This is a genomic window from Pseudomonas sp. TH39(2020) (genome assembly GCF_016650715.1).
Taxonomy (GTDB): Bacteria; Pseudomonadota; Gammaproteobacteria; order Pseudomonadales; family Pseudomonadaceae; genus Aquipseudomonas; species Aquipseudomonas mandelii_C.
This window is the reverse complement of record NZ_JAEKFF010000007.1, coordinates 209,755-231,428: the sequence shown is the minus strand read 5'-3', so window position 1 is coordinate 231,428 and position 21,674 is coordinate 209,755. Positions and strand designations below refer to the sequence as shown.

Sequence of the window (21,674 nt, the reverse complement as noted above, 5' to 3'; positions counted from 1 at the left end):
CACAGGTTTTTTGGGTGTACACAAGATTTGTGATCACTGAAGATCCACTGTGGGAGCGAGCCTGCTCGCGAAGAGGCCGGCACGATCACCGCTGATCCCGTCATGAAGCCCACTTGTCTGCGACATGATGTCCTTTCATATGCCATCTAAAACCCATTGGGTTAGAATGCCCCCCTTTTCTGCCCCGATCCTTGAGGACCGCCATGTTCAGCCGTGATTTGACTATTGCCAAGTACGACGCCGATCTCTTTGCCGCCATGGAGCAAGAAGCTCAGCGCCAGGAAGAACACATCGAGCTGATCGCTTCGGAAAACTACACCAGCCCTGCGGTCATGGAAGCTCAAGGCTCGGTACTGACCAACAAGTACGCCGAAGGCTACCCGGGCAAGCGCTACTACGGTGGTTGCGAGTTCGTCGACGTGGTCGAGCAACTGGCCATCGACCGTGCAAAAGAACTGTTCGGCGCTGATTACGCCAACGTTCAGCCACACGCCGGTTCGCAAGCCAACAGCGCCGTTTACCTGGCTCTGCTGCAAGCGGGCGACACCATCCTGGGCATGAGCCTGGCGCACGGTGGTCACTTGACCCACGGTGCCAGCGTTTCCTCCTCCGGCAAGCTGTACAACGCCGTTCAGTACGGTATCGACGGCAACGGCCTGATCGACTACGACGAAGTCGAGCGCCTGGCGGTTGAGCACAAGCCGAAAATGATCGTGGCCGGTTTCTCTGCCTACTCGCAGATTCTGGACTTCCCGCGCTTCCGCGAAATCGCTGACAAGGTTGGCGCCTACCTGTTCGTCGACATGGCCCACGTGGCCGGTCTGGTCGCCGCTGGCGTCTACCCGAACCCGGTGCCTTTCGCTGACGTCGTGACCACCACCACGCACAAGACCCTGCGCGGTCCACGTGGCGGCCTGATCCTGGCTCGCGCCAACGCCGACATCGAGAAGAAGCTGAACTCCGCAGTTTTCCCGGGCGCCCAGGGCGGCCCGCTGGAGCACGTGATCGCTGCCAAGGCGATCTGCTTCAAGGAAGCGCTGCAGCCTGAGTTCAAGACTTACCAGCAACAAGTGGTGAAGAACGCCAAGGCCATGGCCGGCGTGTTCATCGAGCGCGGTTTCGACGTGGTTTCGGGCGGTACTGAAAACCACTTGTTCCTGCTGTCGCTGATCAAGCAGGAAATCTCCGGTAAAGACGCCGACGCCGCTCTGGGCAAAGCGTTCATCACCGTGAACAAGAACTCCGTGCCAAACGATCCACGCTCCCCGTTCGTCACCTCCGGTCTGCGTTTCGGTACTCCGGCTGTGACCACTCGCGGCTTCAAGGAAGCAGAGTGCAAAGAGCTGGCCGGCTGGATCTGCGACATCCTGGCGGACCTGAACAACGAAGCGGTGATCGACGCCGTTCGTGAGAAGGTCAAGGCCATCTGCAAGAAGCTGCCGGTATACGGCGCCTAATCAGCCCGCAGAACCGCAGCAATGAAAAAACCGGCCAGTGATGGCCGGTTTTTTTTCGCCTGCCATATAAGGCCATTGAGATCTTTTGATTTTCAACGGGATCAGCTCAACCGGTCAGACCGGTCATGCCAATTTTTCTATTTCCACTTGTAATCCTGAAAAAACCCAGCGTAGACTGCGCCTGCACTGGACATACCGGTAAGACCACAATAATTAAGTCCTGAATCTGATGCGCTTAAGCGTCGGCAGCCAGGACACCGACCAGGATTCCTCCCATGCTCAGATGGTGCTCGCGTTCAATCTTCCTCCAAGTGGTTCTCGGACTGGTGCTCGGCATCGTCTGCGGGCTGACCCTTCCTGAATACTCCGCCCAGCTCAAACCGCTCGGCGATGGCTTCATCAAACTGATCAAGATGCTCATCGGTCTGATCGTGTTCTGCGTGGTGGTCAGCGGCATCAGCGGTGCCGGCGACCTGAAGAAGGTCGGACGCATCGGCCTGAAATCGGTGATCTACTTCGAAGTCCTGACCACCATCGCCCTGGTGATTGGTCTGGTGTTCGCCTTCAGCACCGGCATCGGCAGCGGCGCGAACATACATCTGGATCAGCTCTCCGCTGCCGACATGGGCGACATCGCCCAGCGCGGTCAGCACATGCACACCACCACGCAGTTCCTGATGGACCTGATCCCGACCTCGGTGATCGGTGCCTTTGCCGACAACAACATCCTGCAAGTCCTGCTGTTTTCGGTGCTATTCGGCAGCGCCCTGAACCTGGTGGGTGAAGCGGCCTCCGGTATTTCCCGGTTGATCAACGAACTCAGCCACGTGATCTTCCGCATCATGGGCATGATCGTGCGCCTGGCGCCGATTGGTGTGTTCGGCGCGATTGCCTTCACCACCAGCAAATATGGCCTGGACTCGTTGCAACACCTGGGCAGCCTGGTCGGCCTGTTTTACCTGACCTGTTTCGCGTTTGTGTCATTGATTCTCGGCCTGGTGATGCGCCTGTCCGGCCTGCGGATGTGGCCATTGCTCAAGTACCTGCGCGAAGAACTGCTGATCGTAATGGGCACCGCATCTTCCGACGCAGTGCTGCCACAAATCATGCGCAAGCTTGAGCATCTGGGCATCGGCAGTTCGACGGTCGGGCTGGTCATTCCTACCGGTTACTCGTTCAACCTCGACGGTTTCTCGATCTACCTGACCCTCGCCATCGTGTTCATCGCCAATGCCACCGGCACGCCGCTGGCCATGACCGACTTGCTGACGATTCTGCTGGTGTCGCTGATCACCTCCAAAGGCGCTCACGGGATTCCCGGCTCGGCACTGGTGATTCTCGCGGCGACACTGACGGCGATCCCGGCGATTCCGGTGGTCGGCCTGGTGCTGGTATTGGCAGTGGACTGGTTCATGGGCATCGGCCGGGCGCTGACCAACCTGATCGGCAACTGTGTCGCCACCGTGGCCATCGCACGCTGGGAAAAGGACATCGATATCCAACGGGCGAACAAAGTACTTTCTGGTCAGGTGGGTTATACCTTCCAGCCGAGAAAGCCTGTCGGCCCGGCACATCAGCAGGAATTCTGAATAATCGCCGTGTCTGCCCACGGGCAGACACGGTCATCAAGCGTTTTGGATGCTCATGGAGCGAACAGTGATCACCACATCAACCGTCGTCAATTCAGTCGTAGAAAAACTCCGGGCCGCTTTGGCCCGTGGTCAGTGGCGCTCCGGCGAGATGCTGCCAGGACAGCGTGAGTTGGCCGAACAACTGGGCATCAGCCGCCCGAGCCTGCGTGAAGCCGTCATCGTGCTGGAAACCCTCGGGCTGGTGCGCTCCATGCCGGGTAAAGGCGTGGTGGTGCTGGAGGCCAATCTCAGCGACAGCCAAAGCCACGACAGCGCGGTCGCCGGTGCGAGCCTGGAAGACGTGCTGCAACTGCGCTACACCCTCGAGCCGTTCATTGTCGGCCTGGTGGCGCAGTCGATCAGCAGCAAGGAAGTCGGACAACTGCGCCTGACCCTGATGGACATGCGCGAAGCGCTGGAAGCCAACGACAGTGAAGCCGGCGTGAACGCCTACATCGCGTTCCACGAAGAGCTGTTCACGCTGACCTCGAATCCGATCTTCCAGAGTGTGGTGCAACAGACCAGCAACGCCCTCAAGCAAAGCGCCGACGTGCTGCGCAACTCCCCGGAGCATTTGGCTGAGCGCCTCGAGGAGAACGAAGCCGTGGTGCGCGCTATTCGCAGTAAAAACAGCGCCCAGGCCAGCGCCGAAATGCGTCGGCACATCCTTCGGGAAGGCCAGCGGATGGGCATCGAATTGAATATTCCGGACGACAACCTCGTCAGTTGAGTCCGCTTCGAACTGGAGACAAGCCATGAACAGCTTCGCCTCACCGCAAACCCTCACTGCCCTGCCCTTCCCCCGAACGAACACCGGGAAGCCATCGGCGGATGATCTCTACTCACGGGTATTCGATGCCATTCTCGAACAGCGCATTCATGCGGCCAGTCGCTTTACGGAAGAAAGCCTGGCGCAGATGTTCGGCGCCAGGCGCAGCGACATTCGTGGTGTGCTGACGCAACTGTCCCATCAGCAGATCATCGTCCTGCGGACCAGTCATCGGCCCCGCGTCGCCGCGCTCGACAGCGAGCAAACCCGGCAAATGTTGCATGCACGGCGATTGACCGAAATCACCTTGGTGCACCTGGTCTGCCAGCAATCCCGCACGCAAGACTTGAAACCACTGCGAGCCTTGATCGATAGCGAGCGTCAATGCACCGCCCGTGGTCCGGCGATTCGCTTATCGGGGGAGTTTCATTTGCAGTTGGCGGAAATGGCTGGGAATGCACCGTTGACGCATTTTCTTGGTAGCTTGGTGCCGTTGACTTCGCTGGCGATTGCGCAGTTTGAGGTAGGGTTGGAGGGTTATTGCGTTTGGCATATGCACCAGGCGATTCTGGAAGCCGTGGAACGCGGCGAAGCAGTGAAGGCTGAGAACTTGCTGGGCCAGCATCTGGATCATTTGGAAGCGATGTTACTCAACGCCGGACCGACACTCAGTCAGAATCGTGTTGTCGGTTAGGCCGCTATCGCGAGCAGGCTCGCTCCCACATTTGAAATACATTCCCCTGTGGGAGCGAGCCTGCTCGCGAAAGCGGCATCAAACTCGCTAAAAATGTCGGACTTTATTCCGCCGCTACCCGCGCAAACCCCTCACGGATTTTCTCTTCCGGCAAATCATCGGCAATGAACACGATCACGCTTTCGCGCGTTTCATCGTCGGCCCACTCGGTGTCCCAATCGAATCCGTATAACTTCAACACACCCTGAAACACCATGCGCCGCGGCTCGCCAAGGATGTTCAACACGCCTTTGTAGCGCAGCAATTGCTTGCCATGGTCCTCCAGCAGTTCGTTCATGAACTCACTGAGTTTGTCGATATCCAGCGGTTTATCAGTGCGCAGCACCAGGCTGGAAATGCGGTCGATGGACGGCGCTTTGCTCACCGGACGCAGGCTGACGCCGCCGCCAAGGTCGGCATTGAGATTGAAACCGCGCACGTCGAGCAATTCGGCCAGGTCAATTTTGCCGTGGTCGACCACGCGGATCGGTGCGCGACGGTTGATGCGGGTCAGGCGCTCGCTCAGCGCGGTAAAGGTCGCCTCGTCCACCAGATCGCGCTTGCTCACCAGTAAGCGGTCGGCGAAACCGATCTGCGCCTGGGCGATGGTTTGCGTCAGGTGAGTGTCGGCGTGCGCCGCATCGACCAGAGTAATGATGCCGTCGAGGATGTAGCGCTCGCGCAGCTCTTCATCGATGAAAAAGGTTTGGGCCACAGGTGCCGGGTCGGCCAGGCCGGTGCATTCGATCACCAGACGGTCGAAGGCGATTTCGCCGCTGTCCAGGCGCTCGAGCAACAAGTACAAGGCTTTGGTCAGATCGGTGTGGATGGTGCAGCAGACGCAGCCGTTGGACAGCGTCATCACTTGCACCGGTTCGTCGCCCAACAGCTGGGTGTCGATACCGGCGTCGCTGAATTCGTTCTCGATCACGGCGATTTTCAGGCCGTGTTCAGCTTTGAGCAGGTGGCGCAACAGCGTGGTTTTGCCCGCGCCGAGAAAGCCACTGAGGATCGTTACCGGGATGGGAGAGGACAAACGGGTTCTCCTGTTTCACAAAGTTAAAAAACAACACAAAACGAATGTGGGAGCGAGCCTGCTCGCGAAAGCGGTGTGTCAGTCAACATCAGTGTCGAATGACCGATTGCCTTCGCGAGCAGGCTCGCTCCCACAGTTTTTTGCTTCACATCATGATCTGACTCAGCAGATCAACAGCACTTCGGCCCACCCTTGCCACCGTAACGAGCCTCTTGGCGTTCCCGGAAGAACATTTCGTAGCTCATCACCGGTTTGTCCGGGTGTTTGGTTTGCATATGCTCGACGTAATTGTCGTAGTCGGGCATCCCGACCATCAGGCGCGCGGCCTGACCGAGGTATTTACCGAGGCGACTCAGGTCATTGAACATGCTGCAATCCTCGATTACGCATCCGGCAGAGCCTGGAATGGCGCTTCTTTATCCGTACGTTCTTTGCTGCCCCAGGCGGAAATACCGACCTTGAGCGCATAGAACAGGATACTGAATACCACGAACAGGAACAGCGCGGTCAGCGTTGCGTTGGTGTAGGCGTTGAAGATCACGTGCTGCATCTGCGTAATGTCCTTGGCCGGGGCGAGGATCTGACCGTTGGCCAGCGCATCGCTGTACTTCTTGGCCAGCGACAGGAAGCCGATCGCCGGGTTGGCGTCGAACAGCTTGATGAAGCCGGCGGTGGTGGTGCAGACCAGCAACCACACGGCGGGCAGCATGGTGACCCAGACGTAGCGCTGGCGTTTCATTTTGATCAGCACGACGGTGCCGAGCATCAGCGCGATACCGGCGAGCATCTGGTTGGAGATACCGAACAGCGGCCACAAGGTGTTGATGCCACCCAGCGGATCGATCACGCCCTGGTACAGCAACCATCCCCACATCGCCACGCAACCGGCGGTTGCGATCAGGTTGGCGGTCCAGGATTCGGTGCGTTTCAGCGCTGGCACGAAGGAACCGAGCAAGTCTTGCAGCATGAAACGGCCGGCACGGGTACCGGCGTCGACGGCGGTCAGGATGAACAGCGCTTCGAACAGAATCGCGAAGTGGTACCAGAACGCCATGGTGTTTTCACCCGGCAGGACACTGTGCAGAATCTGTGCGATACCGACCGCCAGGGTCGGCGCACCGCCGGCACGGGCCAGGACGGTGGTTTCACCGATGTCCTTGGCCACCGCTAGCAGGGCTTCTGGCGTAATCGCGAAACCCCAGCTGCTGACGGTTTGTGCCACGGCCACCACGTCACCGCCGACGACTGCCGCCGGGCTGTTCATGGCGAAATACACGCCTGGCTCGATCACTGACGCGGCAACCATGGCCATGATGGCGACGAAGGATTCCATCAGCATAGCGCCGTACCCGATGTAACGGGCGTTGACTTCGTTATCCAGCAGTTTCGGCGTGGTGCCGGAAGCAATCAGCGCGTGGAAACCGGAGACCGCGCCACAGGCGATGGTGATGAACAGGAACGGGAACAGACCGCCCTTCCACACAGGGCCAGTACCGTCGATGAACTGGGTCAGCGCCGGCATTTTCAGCTCAGGCATGGTGATCAGGATGCCGATCGCCAAGGCCACGATGGTGCCGATTTTCAGGAACGTCGACAGGTAATCACGCGGCGCCAGAATCAGCCAGACCGGTAACGAGGCGGCCACGAAACCGTAACCGACCAGCATCCACGTAATCTGCACGCCAGTGAAGCTGAACGCCTTGGCCCAGAACGGATCAGCGGCAATCTGCCCGCCGAGCCAGATCGAACCGAGCAGCAACAGCACGCCGACCACGGAGATTTCACCGATGCGGCCCGGGCGGATGTAGCGCATGTAAATGCCCATGAACATCGCGATCGGGATGGTCGCCATCACCGTGAAAATACCCCACGGGCTTTCGGCCAGGGCTTTTACAACGATCAGCGCCAGCACCGCCAGGATGATGATCATGATCAGGAAGCAGCCAAACAGCGCGATGGTCCCGGGGATGCGGCCCATTTCTTCACGGACCATGTCGCCCAGGGAACGGCCGTTGCGGCGGGTGGACATGAACAGGACCATGAAGTCCTGAACGGCACCGGCCAGCACCACGCCGGCAATCAGCCACAGCGTACCGGGCAGGTAGCCCATCTGCGCCGCCAGGACCGGACCGACCAGCGGCCCTGCGCCAGCGATGGCTGCAAAGTGGTGACCGAAGAGGATGTGTTTGTTGGTGGGGACGTAGTCCAGACCGTCATTGTTGAGCACGGCGGGGGTGGCCCGTCGCGGGTCGAGTTGCATCACATTGTTAGCGATGAACAGACTGTAGTAACGATACGCAACCAGATAGATGGCCACGGCGGCGACCACAATCCACAAGGCGTTGATCGCCTCGCCTCGGCGCAATGCCACTACACCTAGGGCGCACGCTCCCAGGATTGCCAGCAGCAGCCAGGGTAGGTGGCGTAGCAGGCTATTATTATTTTTCATTTTATGATTCCAGCCAGGGTGGACAAGAAAGACAGCCATCTCGAGTTTAGCGCTAACGGCCGCAAAGGCCATCCCCCCGACATGGGTTGAGCCATCACTGTGCTGGCAGCCTTTGACGATGCGGGTCTATAGTCAGCGAACATTTACGAGGATTGCGCCATGAGCGAGCAACCTGCCGATCGCCGCCGCTTCAAACGTATTGCGTTCGATGCCCGAACCGAGCTGAGTCAGGGGGAATTCATCTGGCCGGTGAAGTTGATCGACCTGTCACTGAAGGGACTGTTGATCGAAAAGCCCGAACCGTGGTTGGGGAATCGGGAGTGGCATTTCCTGGTCGATATTCATCTCAACGAGGACGTCGAGATCAAGATGGATGTGATGTTGACCCACGATGACCATGGCCAGCTCGGGTTCGTCTGCAAACACATCAGCCTGGAATCCATCGAACGCCTGCGGCGACTGGTTGAACTCAACCTTGGCGACTCGCAGGAGCTCGAACGGGAGTTGGGGGCGCTGATCGAAGTTTGAAGGCCAATCCCATACCCATGTGGGAGCGAGCCTGCTCGCGAATACGGTCTGACATTCAACATTTAAGTCGACTGACATACTGCTACCGCGAGCAGGCTCGCTCCCACAGGTTTTGTATCGACCTGAACGTTATTCGAAGAGGGCGTCCAACGCCTGTTCCAGACGCGTTACAGCAATAATCTGCAACCCCGGCGGCGCTTCTTTAGGCGCATTGCCCTTAGGCACGATGGCGCGTTTGAAGCCGTGTTTGGCCGCTTCTTTCAAGCGTTCCTGGCCGCTCGGCACCGGACGTACTTCGCCGGAAAGCCCGACCTCGCCGAACACCAGCAGATCGTGGGGCAGTGGCCGGTTGCGCAAACTGGACATGACCGCCGCCATCAGCGCCAGATCGGAGGCCGTTTCCAGCACCTTCACCCCGCCAACCACGTTGAGAAACACATCCTGATCATGGGTCGGAATGCCACCGTGACGGTGCAGCACCGCCAACAACATCGCCAGTCGATTCTGATCCAGCCCCAGCGTTACCCGACGTGGATTGGCCAGGTGACTGTCGTCCACCAGCGCCTGGACTTCCACCAGCATCGGCCGCGTCCCTTCCCACGTCGCCATGACCACACTGCCCGGCACTTCCTCCTGCGCACGGGTAAGAAAAATCGCCGAAGGATTGGAGACTTCTTTCAGCCCCTTGTCGGTCATACCGAACACGCCCAGTTCGTTGACGGCGCCGAAACGGTTCTTCACCGCCCGCAGCAAACGCAAGCGCCCATCGGATTCGCCTTCGAAATACAGCACCGTGTCGACCATGTGCTCCAACACTCGCGGCCCGGCCAATGCACCTTCTTTCGTCACGTGACCGACCAGGAAAATGGCGGTGCCGCTCTGCTTGGCATAGCGCACCAGCAACGCCGCGCTTTCCCTGACCTGGGACACGCCGCCCGGTGCCGATTGCAGTTGCTCGGTGAAGATCGTCTGGATCGAGTCGATCACCATCACCTTGGGTTTTTCCTGCCGGGCGGTGGCGATGATGGTCTCGATGCAGGTTTCGGTCATCACCCGCAGTTGATCCTGAGGCAAGCCGAGACGGCGGGCGCGCATGGCCACTTGCTGCTGGGATTCTTCGCCGGTGACGTACAGTGCCGGCATGACTTTGGCGAGGTTGCACAAGGTTTGCAGCAGAATGGTCGATTTGCCGATGCCCGGATCACCGCCGATCAGCACCACCGAACCATCTACCAGACCACCGCCCAGCACCCGATCGAGCTCGCTGGACGCTGTGGAAAACCGCGGGATTTCTTCGACGCTGACTTCGGCCAGGGTCTTGATCTGTGCCTGTTGACCGGTCCAGCCGGTGCGACCGCTGGGGGCTGCGGCACCACCGCTCTCCACCATGGTTTCGGTCAGGGTGTTCCAGGCCCCGCACTCACCGCACTGGCCAGCCCACTTGGGGAAGGTTGAGCCGCACTCGGTGCAGCCGTACATGCGCTTGGCCTTGGCCATCTGAACTCCCGGCAAAAAACCGCGATGATAGCTCAGCTGGAGCGGATCAGCGCGGCGCCACGGTGCGGATTTCACCGCTGGCCAGACGCGCGGCGCTATTGCCCATCGGATCCTCGGCGTAAAGGTCCGCCCCCTTGGCTTTGAGCGCGTCGAGCAACTCGACGCGCTTGAACAATCCGGCGTACATCGCTGCGGTCTGCCCGGCACCATTGCGTTGATCGGGGCTGCAATTGGTCGCCAGCAGGGTTCGAGCAATCTGTACTTCGCCCTTGAAAATCGCGCCCATCAGCGCCGTGTTGCCACGAGTGTCCTGAGCACAAGCGTCTGCCCCGGCAGCGAGCAATCGGTCCACCGCTGCACTCTGCCCGTGATAAGCAGCCAGAATCAGTGCGGTGTAGCCCTTGTTATCGCGAGTATCCAGGGAGTATCCAGCCTCGATGAAGGTCTCGAGCATCGGCACATCGCCGCGACGGGCAGCATCGAAGTAGTAGTCCTGCAATTGGGCTTTCAGTGCAGCAGGATCTTTCGTGACTTGCGTGGCCGGCCCGGCGAACACGCCGAACGGCAAACACGCCAGAAAAAAAAACAGATAAAAACGCATGACAAGGCTCCTTGGCCAGACGGGACCTCGCATGAGGCCCCGCTTCAGGCTGAAAAATCAGTCAACCAGTTTGGCGGCCAGAGCCTTGACCCGGCTCAGATCCCCCTTGGCAACCTCGGTCACCCCGGTCCCGTACTCCGGGTCGGCCTTATAGAGGAAGGACAGCATGATGTGTTTGCTCTCATCATCGGTGGTGACCAGCGAACCACCGAAGCTCTCGATCAGGTCCTTGCGTTCTTTCTTGCTGAAGGAGCGATAAAGATCACCGGCCTGCTTGAAGTTTTGTTCACGCTGAATCTTCGCCTGCTGCGTGCTGCCCGACAGCGCCGATTGGCTGTAGCCCGCGGTTTGCAGCTCTTCACGAGGCAGCAAACGGCTTGGTTGGTAATTCACCCCAGTGCTGCTGTGGCCGATATTCATTGCGCCGTCCTGATTGCCGTTGTTTACCGCAATCTTTGGAGCATTGATCGGCAACTGCATCGCATTGGCCCCCAGACGATACAGTTGCGTATCGGCATAAGAAAACACTCGCCCCTGCAACAATCGGTCTTCCGAAGGTTCGATACCGGGAACAAGATTGGCCGGCGCCATAGCAACTTGTTCCGTTTCCTGGAAGACATTCGCAGGATTACGATTCAAGACCATCTGTCCAACTTTTCGCTCTGGAACGCCGGGCCAAATCTTGGTTGCATCCAAAGGATCGAAATCAAACTTGTACAAGTCTTGAGGATTTAAAATTTGAACGTACAAGTCCCATTTCGGAAAATCGCCTTTATCAATATGTGTAACCAAGTCATTAGTCATATGACTGTAGTCTTTACCTTGAACTTTCGTCACGGCTTTCGGATCGAGATTGTTAATCCCTTGCAAACTTTTCCAGTGAAACTTCACGTAGTGAACTTCACCTTTGGCGTTAATTAACTTATAGGCGTGAACACCATTACCATCCATTTCCCGATAACTGGCAGGAGTACCAGAGTTAGAGTACAACTCGGTCAGGGTGCGAGTGGCTTCTGGAACATGAGAGAAGAAATCGAAACGACGGGCGTCATCGTCGAGGTTGGTACGCGGGTCAGGCTTGAAGGCATGGACCATGTCCGGAAACTTGATGGCGTCACGAATGAAGAAGGTCGGGAAATTGTTGCCGACCAGGTCCCAATTGCCGTCCGCGGTGTAGAACTTGGTGGCAAAACCGCGAGGGTCACGCAGGGTTTCCGGTGAATGGTTGCCGTGGACCACCGCCGAAAAGCGTACAAACACGGGAGTGTTCTGGCCAGCGGCGAATACCTTGGCCTTGGTCAGATCAGTCAGGTCGTCAGTCACGCTGAAGATGCCATGGGCACCCGCACCGCGGGCATGCACCACTCGCTCAGGAATGCGTTCACGGTCAAAGCGCTGGAGCTTCTGGATCAATTGCACGTCTTGCAGCAACACCGGGCCGGTCGCGCCGGCGGTTTGCGAGTTCTGGTTGTCGCCCACCGCGGCACCGTTATCGCGGGTCAGGGTTGCTGCGTTGACGGAGAAAGACAGCAGACTGGCGGTCAAAACGCCAAGGGTGCGCCGATGGGAAAAAGTCCCGAGGCCAATGGTCGAATTCATTTCAGGTTCCTCTGTTTTTTAAGGCGCAATCCAAGTGCGCTTATCAGAGGCTAGAGGTCGAAGTCGCAGAACATAAATAGAAAGAACGTAATGCGATGATTCAGAATTTTGTGTGGATAATCAGCTGGTTAACGTGTATTCCGCGCGCGAATGATGGCACTTTGCAAACTAATTACTGGCAAATGTGTCGATAACACCGAGCATTGTAAAGAGGTGTTTCGAGCAAGACCCGTTCTGCTGATTTACACTGCGGTCACCAACCTCATCTGTAACAAGGAAATAACCTATGGGCGTGATAAGTGAGTTCAAGGCCTTCGCGGTCAAAGGTAACGTGGTCGACATGGCCGTCGGTATCATCATCGGCGCCGCCTTCGGCAAAATCGTTTCATCGTTTGTCGGCGACGTGGTCATGCCCCCCATTGGCCTGCTGATCGGGGGGGTGGACTTCAGTGACCTGGCCGTCACGCTCAAAGCAGCCAACGGCGATATCCCGGCGGTGGTGCTGGCGTACGGCAAATTCATCCAGAGCCTGATTGACTTCATCATCGTCGCCTTCGCGATCTTCATGGGCGTCAAAGCCATCAACCGCCTGAAACGCGAAGAGGCCGTTGCGCCAACGCTACCGCCGGTTCCGACCAAGGAAGAAGAGCTGCTGGAAGAGATCCGCGATCTGCTCAAGGCTCAGAACAATCGGCCCTCAACAGATCAGTAAAACAAGCAACGGCGCCCTTGAGGCGCCGTTTTTTTACCAGTAGTTTTCCACTGCCACTTGCCCGGGTCGGCGACTGAGGCTCAAGTGCATGTGGCGCTGTTTGAGCAATTTGCGCGTGTCATCAATCATCTGCGGATTGCCGCAGAGCATGACCCTTGAGTGCTCGGCCGTCAGCGCCAGCCCTGCCGCCTGCTCCAGCTCGCCATTTTCGATAAGCGCCGTGATCCGGCCGCTCAGAGCGCCAGGATGCTGCTCCCGGGTGACGGTGGTGATGAATTGCAGCTTGTGCGCAAACTCCGCTAAATAGTCGCGCTGGGCCAACCCGCTGACGAGGTCCTGATAAGCCAGTTCCCGGGCCTCGCGCACACTGTAGACCAGGATGATCCGTTCGAATTTCTCCCAGACCTCGAAGTCCTGCAGGATCGACAGAAACGGCGCCAGGCCGGTGCCTGTGGATAAAAGCCAGAGATCACGGCCGTCGACAAAGCGATCCAGTGTCAAGTAACCAAAGGCCTGACGCTCGACCAGCAGCGTATCGCCGACTCCCAGCCGACTCAGCTCACTGGTGAACTCCCCCCCTGGCACCACAATGGAAAAGAATTCGAGGAACTCGTCATAGGGCGACGACACCATGGAATAGGCCCGCCATACGGTGCTGCCGTCAGCCTTGGTAACGCCCAGCCGGGCGAATTGCCCTGCACGAAAACGAAAACCCGGATCCCGGGTGGTCCGCAGGGTGAACAGACTGGGGGTCAGCGACTGGACGTCGAGCAAGGTCTGGCGAGTGAATTTTTCTGCACTGGCGGTCATGGGGTGCTCCATTCAACAGATAGCCCAGTGTCCCGCAAAGCGGAGGGCTTAAACACCGGTGATTTGTAATGGCTTTAGCCAGGGCCTCATTCGCATTAACTTCATAGCACGACTTAACACACCACTCGGTTAACACATACATCAAAGTCTGACGATAGTGAGCCGGCTTTCTTTGTCTACGCCCCCTAACGTTAGAACCAGATACTTGATTAAAAATCGCAAACAAAGCCAAAAAGTCTCACGCGAACATAGGAAACATCCTACACTCGGCTCGTGCCCGATCTTGGATCCAAAAGGCACCCCCAAGTAACGTCACACATGGAGAGTAACAATGGAGAGGTGGAAGGAGTCACAACTCAACCAGTTATCGCGGGCAACGGAGATTGATATTGCCTACCGGATTTCACTGGGTTTCGCGAAAAATATAGGTTTTAAATTTTTCGCCTTTTCAACAACATACCAAACAAAAACTGACCACTTTAATACAGTCCAGCTCAACAACTACCCTACGGACTGGAACATTGAATATGAACAAAAAAATTTCAGCGTAATAGATCCGGTAGTAGCTCATTGCAATCACTCCAGATTGCCTGTCCTTTGGAGCGAAGAACTTTTTTCCAAGACCCCGTGGTTGTGGGACGCGCTTGAGAAACAAGGATTGCAGCACGGCTGGTCGCAATCGGTCCATGATGAGGACAGTGGTGTTTGCAGTATTCTGAGCCTTGCCAGAAGCCATTGCCCGATCACTGCGTTTGAGCTGTATGAAAATCTCGGTTTTTCAGTGTTCATCGGGCGCCATCTGCATGCGCTGATCGCACAGTCACTGCCCAGGAAATCGACCAAGCCACCCGTGCCGCATTTGTCCCCCCGCGAGATCGATGTATTGAAACTGGCGGCTGATGGCAAGACGGCGTATGAGAGCGCCAGAATCCTCAATCTCAGCGCACGCACGGTCAATTTCCATGTGCAAAGCGCGATTCTGAAGCTCGGGGTCAATAACAAGATTTCGGCAGTCATCGCCGCGACCAAGGACGGTATTCTCAACAGCAGCGCGATACGCTGACCCAAAAAACCTGCAAGTAATCCAAAAGAAAAAAACGTACCATTTGCGGTCCTTCTTGAGTGATGACGTGGGAACCTTCGCGACGCAGTACACTCGGACGGTCTCGCCCGCTACAACGCCCCTGGGCCGCGGGACACCAGTTGATGACCCCTGTTGATTACCCAGAGCCCCGCCTCATGCCCTTGCTCGAAACACCCTTCGCCCGACTCGACCTGATCCGCCAACCCGAACAGCAGAACGAACCGCTGCAGGCGTTTGATGCCGCAGACGAATACCTGCTCACCCATCTGGCTGACCAACAGCCCTCGGCCGACACTCGGGTTTTGGTGCTCAACGACAGCTTTGGCGCATTGGCTGCCAGCCTGGCGGGCAAGGTTCAAGTGACCAGCAGCGGTGACTCGTTCCTTGCTTTTCAGGGACTGGAAAAAAATCTGATCCGTAATGGCCAGGCGTTTGATGTGGTGCCAAGCGTACCTGCCAGTGAAGCCTTTTCAGGCCCTTTCGACCGGGTACTGATCCGGGTCCCGAAAACCCTCGCCTTGCTGGAAGAACAATTGATTCGCCTGCAGGGTCAACTGGCGCCGGGGGCTCAGGTGATTGCTGCGGCGATGATCAAGCATTTGCCTCGCGCTGCGGGCGATCTGCTGGAACGCTACATTGGCCCGGTGCAAGCCTCGTTGGCGGTGAAGAAGGCTCGGCTATTGATCGCGACCGCGGAGGTCAAAGCACCCGTCGTGTCCCCCTACCCGACCCGCTATCGACTCGACGCCCCTGAGATCGAACTGCTGAATCACGCCAATGTGTTCTGCCGCGAAGGGCTGGATATCGGCACGCGAGCGTTTTTGCCGCACCTGCCAAAGAACCTCGGCTCAGCGCGGGTTGCCGACTTGGGATGTGGCAACGGGGTTTTGGCCATCGCCAGCGCCCTGCAAAACCCCGAGGCCCACTACACGCTCGTGGACGAGTCGTTCATGGCCGTGCAATCGGCAGCCGAAAACTGGCGCGCGGCGCTGGGTGACCGGGAAGTGGTCGTACGTGCCGGTGATGGTTTGGCGGGGCAGGAACCTCAGTCTCTGGACGTCGTATTGTGCAACCCTCCGTTTCACCAACAACAAGTCGTCGGCGACTTCCTGGCCTGGCGCATGTTCCAGCAGGCCCGAGAGGCTCTGGTGGTGGGCGGCGCGTTGTACATCGTCGGCAACCGTCATCTGGGGTATCACAGCAAGCTCGCGCGGTTGTTCCGCGGCGTCGAGCAAGTGGCGGCCACACCCAAGTTCGTGATCCTTAAAGCCCGAAAATAACGGGCAAAAAAACCCTCCGTCAGGAGGGTCGTAAATCCGTGCCGCAAGGCAACGGGATGGGATCGGGTGCAAAAAATCAGTGGGTCGTCAGGCCTGCGGCATTCATGAACATGCGCATCAGGCTGGCCACGATGAACAGCGCCACAACGCTGCCCGTCCAGATCATCGCCAGCCAGCCGAGTCGCTGCCAGAGCGGCTTTTTCTCTGCGGCTTCGATGTCCTGCAAGGAATGTTTACCGGCCTTCATCGCAATCTCCTCTGAAGAAATAGCGCAGGTATCAGCCCTGCGCCACTGTCGCGTGCTCTAGTGGTAGCCATCTTCGTGGGTGACCTTGCCGCGGAACACGTAGTAGCTCCAGAAGGTGTAACCCAGGATGAACGGGATGATGAACAGCGTACCGACCAGCATGAAGCCCTGACTTTGCGGCGGTGCGGCGGCGTCCCAAATCGAGATCGACGGCGGCACGATGTTCGGCCACAGGCTGATGCCCAAACCGCTATAGCCGAGGAAGATCAGCACCAGGGTCAGCAGAAATGGCGTGTAGTGCGCATTGCGAGCCACCGCACGGATCAGACCGTACATGGTCACCAGCACCAGAATCGGCACCGGCAGGAACCAGAACAGGTTCGGCAGGGTGAACCAGCGAGCGGCAATCTCGGCGTGGGCCAGCGGGGTCCAGATGCTGACGATCCCAATCACCGCCAGTACCACGAAAGCCAATGGCCGAGCCAGGTCATGCATCTGTTCCTGCAATTTGCCTTCGGTCTTCATGATCAGCCAGGTGCAACCGAGCAGCGCATAAGCCACTACCAGTGCCACGCCACAGAACAGGGTGAACGGCGTCAACCAGTCCAGTGAGCCACCGGCAAATTGGCGATTGACCACCGGCAACCCATCAATGAACGCACCCAACGCAACGCCCTGAAAAAAGGTGGCGGCGACCGAGCCACCGATGAACGCCTTGTCCCAGAGATGGCGCTTGTCGTCCTTGGCCTTGAAGCGGAACTCGAAGGCCACACCGCGGAAAATCAGCCCGATCAGCATAAAAATCAGCGGCAGGTACAGCGCCGAGAGCACCACCGAATAGGCCAGCGGGAAGGCACCGAACAACGCCGCGCCGCCCAGTACCAGCCAGGTTTCGTTGCCGTCCCAGACCGGCGCGACGGTGTTCATCATCACGTCACGATCGGTCTTGCCCGGAATGAACGGGAAGAGAATCCCGATCCCTAAATCGAAACCGTCCATGACCACGTACATCATGATGCCGAAGATGATGATCACGGCCCAGATCAGCGGAAGATCAATACCCATGAGTCAAATCTCCTTGGTCAGGCTGGGGCTGTGGTCGCCGTCACCGTTGTCATCGGCGGCGGACATCGGACGGGCCGGTGTGCGTTTCCGGCCGGGACCACCTTCATTGGTTTCCTTGCCTTCGTCGATCTTCGGCCCTTTGCGCACCAGGCGCATCATGTAGCCCAGACCGGCGCCGAACAGCGCGAAATAGACCACGACGAACATGATCAACGTGATGCTCATCTGCATGAAGCTGTGATTGGAGGACGCGTCTGCCGTGCGCATCAGGCCATAGACGACCCACGGCTGACGGCCGATCTCAGTGGTGAACCAACCGGCGAGGATCGCGATCAGGCCGGACGGCCCCATCCACAACGCCAGGTACAGGAACGGACGCGAGGTATAAAGCTTGTCGCGTTTACGCAGCCACAGGCTCCACAAACCGGTGAAGATCATCAGGAAACCCAGGCCGACCATGATCCGGAACGACCAGAACACGATGGTCGAATTCGGTCGGTCTTCCGGCGGGAATTCCTTGAGTGCAGGCACCTGTTTGTCCAGCGAGTGCGTGAGGATCAGGCTGCCCAGGTACGGAATCTCTACCGCGAATTTGGTCTTCTCGGCTTTCATGTCCGGCCAGCCGAACAGGATCAGCGGTGTCGGTTCATCACCGACGTTTTCCCAGTGGCCTTCAATCGCGGCGATTTTCGCCGGCTGATGTTCAAGCGTATTCAACCCGTGGAAGTCACCGATGACGGCCTGAATCGGCGCCACGATCAAGGCCATCCACATGGCCATCGAGAGCATGGTGCGGATTGCCGGGTTGTCCTTGCCGCGCAGTAAATGCCAGGCCGCCGAGGAGCCAACGAAGAAGGCGGTCGCGACGAACGCTGCCGTCGACATGTGTAACAGACGGTACGGGAAGGACGGGTTGAAGATCACCGCCAGCCAGTCCACCGGAATGACCTGGCCATTGACGATTTCGTAGCCTTGCGGGGTCTGCATCCAGCTGTTGGAAGCGAGAATCCAGAAGGTTGAGATCAGTGTGCCGATGGCGACCATGACCGTGGCGAAGAAGTGAAGATTGCGCCCGACCTTGTTCCAGCCGAACAGCATGACACCGAGGAAACCGGCTTCGAGGAAGAAAGCGGTGAGTACTTCGTACGTCAGTAGTGGCCCGGTCACGGAGCCGGCGAAGTCCGAGAAGCGGCTCCAGTTGGTGCCGAACTGATAGGCCATGACCAGCCCGGAGACCACGCCCATGCCGAAGTTGACCGCAAAGATCTTCGACCAGAAGTGGTACAGATCGCGGTACGTATCGTTATGGGTTTTCAGCCACAAGCCTTCGAGCACCGCCAGGTAACTCGCCAGGCCAATGGTGATGGCGGGAAATAGAATGTGAAACGAAATGGTGAACGCAAACTGCATCCGGGCGAGATCAAGTGCCTCCAAACCGAACATAAGTCTTCCTCTGTCAGGTAATACCGGCTGCGGGGTGGAGGCCCTGCACCCACTGCCCCCACGGATATGGAGTGTGGCGAATTCGAATTCGTTCTTTTTTTACAAACATCACAACGTAGGGAGTCTGGCCATCTGGCCGCCGGATCAATTCCACGAGCGGTCTTGATCTGGATCAAGCAACGTTAAAAGAGTAGTCCCATTTTTGACGATGGACGGTGTGGTCTTTTGCCGCGTGACAGGTTGCCTCACCGATGCGAGCCAGGCATATCGGTGTCTAGCTAACGAAATTTCCCAGCCCTGCAACTTTTGGTTACAGCTTGGTGATAATCTCGACCCTCCCCTCGCTCAAGACCGGCCCTCAGATGCCCAGCCAAGCGCCCTTGCTGTTACGTCATCACCGCCCATTTATCGCGTTTTGGCTGGCTCGGGTGTTTACCGCTAGCGGTTTCCAGATGCTCACGGTGGCCATTGGCTGGAACCTCTACCAACTGACCGGTAATGTGCTCGACCTGGGCCTGGTCGGTCTGGTGGAATTCGCCCCGCGAGTGCTGTTCATGCTGCACACCGGGCATGTCGCGGACCGTTATGACCGGCGCAAGGTCGCGGCAATTTGTCAGTCCCTGCAAGCGTTGATCGCCCTGTCGCTGGCCATCGGTAGCGCGACCGACAATGTCACCCGGGAGATGATCTTCATCCTCGCGTTCCTGCTCGGTGCCGCCCGCTCCTTCGAAATGCCGACCACTCAGGCCCTGTTACCGAGCATCGTGCCCAGCGCGCTGTTCCCCCGCGCGGTCGCCGCCGCACAATCAGCACAGCAATCGGCGACGATCGTTGCCCCGGCCCTCGGTGGGTTGCTTTACGCCTTCGGCAGCGTCTGGGTCTATGGCCCGACGGTGATCCTCTACATCATCGCCTGCATGCTGATGCTCAACCTGCCTGCACGGCAGACCCCGCTGAACAAGGGCAAGGCAACTCTGGATTCGCTGCTGGCGGGCATCCGCTTCATTCGCAGTCGGCCCGACATTCTCGGGGCGATTTCTCTGGATCTGTTTGCCGTCCTGCTCGGTGGCGCGACGGCGTTGCTGCCGGTGTTCGCCAAGGACATTCTGCTGACCGGCCCTTGGGGCTTGGGCCTGCTGCGTTCAGCGCCGGCAGTCGGTGCGCTGCTGATGTCGCTGTACCTGGCGAGATTCGCCGTGGAGCGCAAAGTCGGACGGGTCATGTTTACCGCAGTGGGTGTATTCGGCGTCGCGACCATTGCGTTCGGCCTGTCGACCTCGTTCTGGTTGTCCCTGGCGGTGTTGGTGGTGTTGGGCGCGGCGGACATGATCAGCATGGTGATCCGCGCTTCCTTCGTGCAACTGGAAACCCCGGATGAAATGCGCGGCCGTGTCAGTGCCGTGAACGGTTTGTTCATCGGCGCTTCGAACCAGTTGGGCGAGTTTGAATCCGGCCTGACCGCCCACTGGTTCGGCACCGTGCCAGCGGTGGTCATGGGCGGTGTTGGCACATTGGTGGTGACCGGGGCGTGGATCAAGCTGTTCCCGACCCTGGCTAGCCGCGACCGCATGCATGTGCCGGTGGAAGAAGTGAAGGTTTGAAGCAGTTTGTCCGGGGCACTCTCTAGACCACCAACTCCCCCGCAACCGCCGCTCGCCTGGCCTTACCGCAGAGTTGTTCCACCAGTGTCAGGGCGAATTGCAACGCCGCCCCTGAACCCTGCGCGGTGATGCAGTTGCCATCGACCACCACCGGTTGATCGACGAAGTTGCACCCCAACAGTTGATGGCTGGCCGATGGCAGGCAAGTCATGCGCCGCTGACGCAGTACGCCAAAGGCTTGCAGCGCCACCGCCGGGGCCTCGGCGATGCCGGCGAACAGACGCCCGGCCGCCGCCTGATCCTTGATCAATTGTTGCAGGGGCTGATGCGCCGCCAGATGTTGCGCCCCTACGGCACCGCCGGGCAGGACGATCAGATCGAACGGCTGTGCCAGCACGTCCACCAGCATCGCATCGGACGTCACTCGGGTGCCGCGTGCGCAGGTGAGCATGCGCCGCCCTTCGATGCTGGACACCACCACTTCAACCTTGGCACGGCGCAGCACATCGATCAGGGTCACTGATTGCAGGTCATCGATGCCCTCGGCGAGGGTAATCAGAGCTCTAAAGGTCATGGGCGCAGTCCACTGGATGATCTTTAAAGCGTAGTCAGCTTTCCTGCCCCTTGTTCGAGCCCGCCGTCACTTGATGTAAAGCTGCGTCGACAGCGTATTGCCTGGCGCGTTGATCGACGTGTTGCTGAAGGTGAACGTGCCTTCCTGTTTACCCGCCAGATCGAAGACGTACAGATAGCCGACGGTTTTTTTCCCGACGGTGCACTCAGTCAGGTTGCCATTATCAAAAGCACAGACCGGGGTCCGGGTGCCGTTCACTTCAAAACCGTCCAGCCCGACATGCGCGCTACGACCGTAACCGACTTCCAGCACGTAGACCTTGATGTTCGGTCCGCTGTGATTGCAGCGGGTTTGCTCTTGCCCCTGCGTAATGTCTTCAAAACCACAGCTCGGCGACTCGACCTTGAGTACCTTCACCTGACTCAACGGCGCCGCCGATGCAGCCGAGGCGGTGTGTGCCCCCAGGAACATGGCGATCGCCATTGCGAATACGGCCATCAGACGTTTATTCATGCGATCCATAAGTCCCCCCCCAAAATCAGCGCGCAGTATGGCGCA

Annotated in this window: 21 protein-coding genes; 9 read left to right on the top strand and 12 right to left on the bottom strand. The window is 58.4% G+C overall.

The window, feature by feature from the left end; all coding sequences use genetic code 11:
- The first annotated feature begins 203 nt into the window (after positions 1 to 203).
- From glyA to JFU47_RS21430, 4 genes are all read left to right on the top strand, one after another.
- A complete protein-coding gene (gene glyA / locus JFU47_RS21445) occupies positions 204 to 1,457 on the top strand; it encodes a serine hydroxymethyltransferase (protein ID WP_123367763.1) in 1,254 nt (417 codons plus the stop codon).
- A 275-nt stretch (positions 1,458 to 1,732) separates the two neighbouring features.
- Positions 1,733 to 3,046, top strand: a complete 1,314-nt coding sequence (locus JFU47_RS21440) for a C4-dicarboxylate transporter DctA (RefSeq protein ID WP_123367762.1) — start codon at positions 1,733 to 1,735, stop codon at positions 3,044 to 3,046.
- A 67-nt stretch (positions 3,047 to 3,113) separates the two neighbouring features.
- Positions 3,114 to 3,818, top strand: coding sequence for a FadR/GntR family transcriptional regulator (locus tag JFU47_RS21435; protein ID WP_123367761.1), 705 nt, complete (start codon positions 3,114 to 3,116; stop codon positions 3,816 to 3,818).
- A gap of 25 nt (positions 3,819 to 3,843) precedes the next feature.
- Complete coding sequence (locus JFU47_RS21430; protein WP_201185508.1) at positions 3,844 to 4,551, top strand: GntR family transcriptional regulator; 708 nt, start codon at positions 3,844 to 3,846, stop codon at positions 4,549 to 4,551.
- Positions 4,552 to 4,654: 103 nt separating this feature from the next.
- Here the strand turns inward: JFU47_RS21430 and yjiA are convergent, their stop codons facing one another.
- From yjiA to JFU47_RS21415, 3 genes are all read right to left on the bottom strand, one after another.
- Positions 4,655 to 5,626, bottom strand: a complete 972-nt coding sequence (gene yjiA, locus JFU47_RS21425) for a GTPase (RefSeq protein WP_140893754.1) — start codon at positions 5,624 to 5,626, stop codon at positions 4,655 to 4,657.
- A gap of 170 nt (positions 5,627 to 5,796) precedes the next feature.
- Positions 5,797 to 5,994 carry a YbdD/YjiX family protein gene (locus tag JFU47_RS21420; RefSeq protein ID WP_007895266.1) on the bottom strand — a complete coding sequence of 66 codons (198 nt, stop codon included), beginning with the start codon at positions 5,992 to 5,994 and terminating at the stop codon, positions 5,797 to 5,799.
- A gap of 14 nt (positions 5,995 to 6,008) precedes the next feature.
- The gene (locus tag JFU47_RS21415) at positions 6,009 to 8,075 is read right to left on the bottom strand and encodes a carbon starvation CstA family protein (protein WP_201185506.1); all 2,067 of its coding nucleotides are present in this window, start codon (positions 8,073 to 8,075) and stop codon (positions 6,009 to 6,011) included.
- 159 nt (positions 8,076 to 8,234) lie between these two features.
- Between JFU47_RS21415 and JFU47_RS21410 the strand changes: the two genes are divergently transcribed.
- Positions 8,235 to 8,603 (top strand): PilZ domain-containing protein, encoded by a 369-nt coding sequence (locus tag JFU47_RS21410; RefSeq protein WP_140680997.1) that lies wholly within the window; start codon positions 8,235 to 8,237, stop codon positions 8,601 to 8,603.
- 129 nt (positions 8,604 to 8,732) lie between these two features.
- On the opposite strand, the gene radA is transcribed toward JFU47_RS21410, so the two are convergent.
- Genes radA through JFU47_RS21395 form a run of 3 tightly spaced genes read right to left on the bottom strand, consistent with a single transcriptional unit; the run spans position 8,733 to position 12,300 of the window.
- Entirely contained in the window at positions 8,733 to 10,100 is a 1,368-nt protein-coding gene (radA, locus tag JFU47_RS21405) for a DNA repair protein RadA (RefSeq protein ID WP_008149143.1), read from the bottom strand.
- 46 nt (positions 10,101 to 10,146) lie between these two features.
- Positions 10,147 to 10,701, bottom strand: a complete 555-nt coding sequence (locus JFU47_RS21400) for an ankyrin repeat domain-containing protein (protein ID WP_201185504.1) — start codon at positions 10,699 to 10,701, stop codon at positions 10,147 to 10,149.
- 57 nt (positions 10,702 to 10,758) lie between these two features.
- Positions 10,759 to 12,300 (bottom strand): catalase, encoded by a 1,542-nt coding sequence (locus JFU47_RS21395; RefSeq protein WP_201185502.1) that lies wholly within the window; start codon positions 12,298 to 12,300, stop codon positions 10,759 to 10,761.
- Positions 12,301 to 12,586: 286 nt separating this feature from the next.
- On the opposite strand from JFU47_RS21395, the gene mscL reads away from it, so the two are divergent.
- Positions 12,587 to 13,012 carry a large-conductance mechanosensitive channel protein MscL gene (gene mscL / locus JFU47_RS21390; protein WP_201185500.1) on the top strand — a complete coding sequence of 142 codons (426 nt, stop codon included), beginning with the start codon at positions 12,587 to 12,589 and terminating at the stop codon, positions 13,010 to 13,012.
- A gap of 33 nt (positions 13,013 to 13,045) precedes the next feature.
- On the opposite strand, the gene JFU47_RS21385 is transcribed toward mscL, so the two are convergent.
- Entirely contained in the window at positions 13,046 to 13,822 is a 777-nt protein-coding gene (locus JFU47_RS21385; protein ID WP_201185498.1) for a ferredoxin--NADP reductase, read from the bottom strand.
- A 331-nt stretch (positions 13,823 to 14,153) separates the two neighbouring features.
- Between JFU47_RS21385 and JFU47_RS21380 the strand changes: the two genes are divergently transcribed.
- Positions 14,154 to 14,885, top strand: coding sequence for an autoinducer binding domain-containing protein (locus tag JFU47_RS21380; protein ID WP_201185496.1), 732 nt, complete (start codon positions 14,154 to 14,156; stop codon positions 14,883 to 14,885).
- Between the two features lie 176 nt (positions 14,886 to 15,061).
- Complete coding sequence (locus tag JFU47_RS21375; protein ID WP_140680985.1) at positions 15,062 to 16,186, top strand: methyltransferase; 1,125 nt, start codon at positions 15,062 to 15,064, stop codon at positions 16,184 to 16,186.
- 76 nt (positions 16,187 to 16,262) lie between these two features.
- Here the strand turns inward: JFU47_RS21375 and JFU47_RS21370 are convergent, their stop codons facing one another.
- Genes JFU47_RS21370 through JFU47_RS21360 form a run of 3 tightly spaced genes read right to left on the bottom strand, consistent with a single transcriptional unit; the run spans position 16,263 to position 18,941 of the window.
- On the bottom strand, positions 16,263 to 16,433 hold the full coding sequence (locus JFU47_RS21370; RefSeq protein WP_201185494.1) for a DUF2474 domain-containing protein: 171 nt from the start codon (positions 16,431 to 16,433) through the stop codon (positions 16,263 to 16,265).
- Between the two features lie 57 nt (positions 16,434 to 16,490).
- Complete coding sequence (gene cydB, locus JFU47_RS21365; protein ID WP_123367752.1) at positions 16,491 to 17,498, bottom strand: cytochrome d ubiquinol oxidase subunit II; 1,008 nt, start codon at positions 17,496 to 17,498, stop codon at positions 16,491 to 16,493.
- A gap of 3 nt (positions 17,499 to 17,501) precedes the next feature.
- The gene (locus JFU47_RS21360) at positions 17,502 to 18,941 is read right to left on the bottom strand and encodes a cytochrome ubiquinol oxidase subunit I (protein WP_201185491.1); all 1,440 of its coding nucleotides are present in this window, start codon (positions 18,939 to 18,941) and stop codon (positions 17,502 to 17,504) included.
- A gap of 362 nt (positions 18,942 to 19,303) precedes the next feature.
- Here JFU47_RS21360 and JFU47_RS21355 point away from each other — a divergent pair, with 362 nt between their 5' ends.
- Positions 19,304 to 20,542 (top strand): MFS transporter, encoded by a 1,239-nt coding sequence (locus JFU47_RS21355; protein WP_201185489.1) that lies wholly within the window; start codon positions 19,304 to 19,306, stop codon positions 20,540 to 20,542.
- Positions 20,543 to 20,564: 22 nt separating this feature from the next.
- On the opposite strand, the gene JFU47_RS21350 is transcribed toward JFU47_RS21355, so the two are convergent.
- Positions 20,565 to 21,116 carry a DJ-1 family glyoxalase III gene (locus JFU47_RS21350; protein WP_140680977.1) on the bottom strand — a complete coding sequence of 184 codons (552 nt, stop codon included), beginning with the start codon at positions 21,114 to 21,116 and terminating at the stop codon, positions 20,565 to 20,567.
- Positions 21,117 to 21,182: 66 nt separating this feature from the next.
- Positions 21,183 to 21,629 carry a DUF4879 domain-containing protein gene (locus tag JFU47_RS21345; RefSeq protein ID WP_446739642.1) on the bottom strand — a complete coding sequence of 149 codons (447 nt, stop codon included), beginning with the start codon at positions 21,627 to 21,629 and terminating at the stop codon, positions 21,183 to 21,185.
- Positions 21,630 to 21,674: the final 45 nt, after the last annotated feature.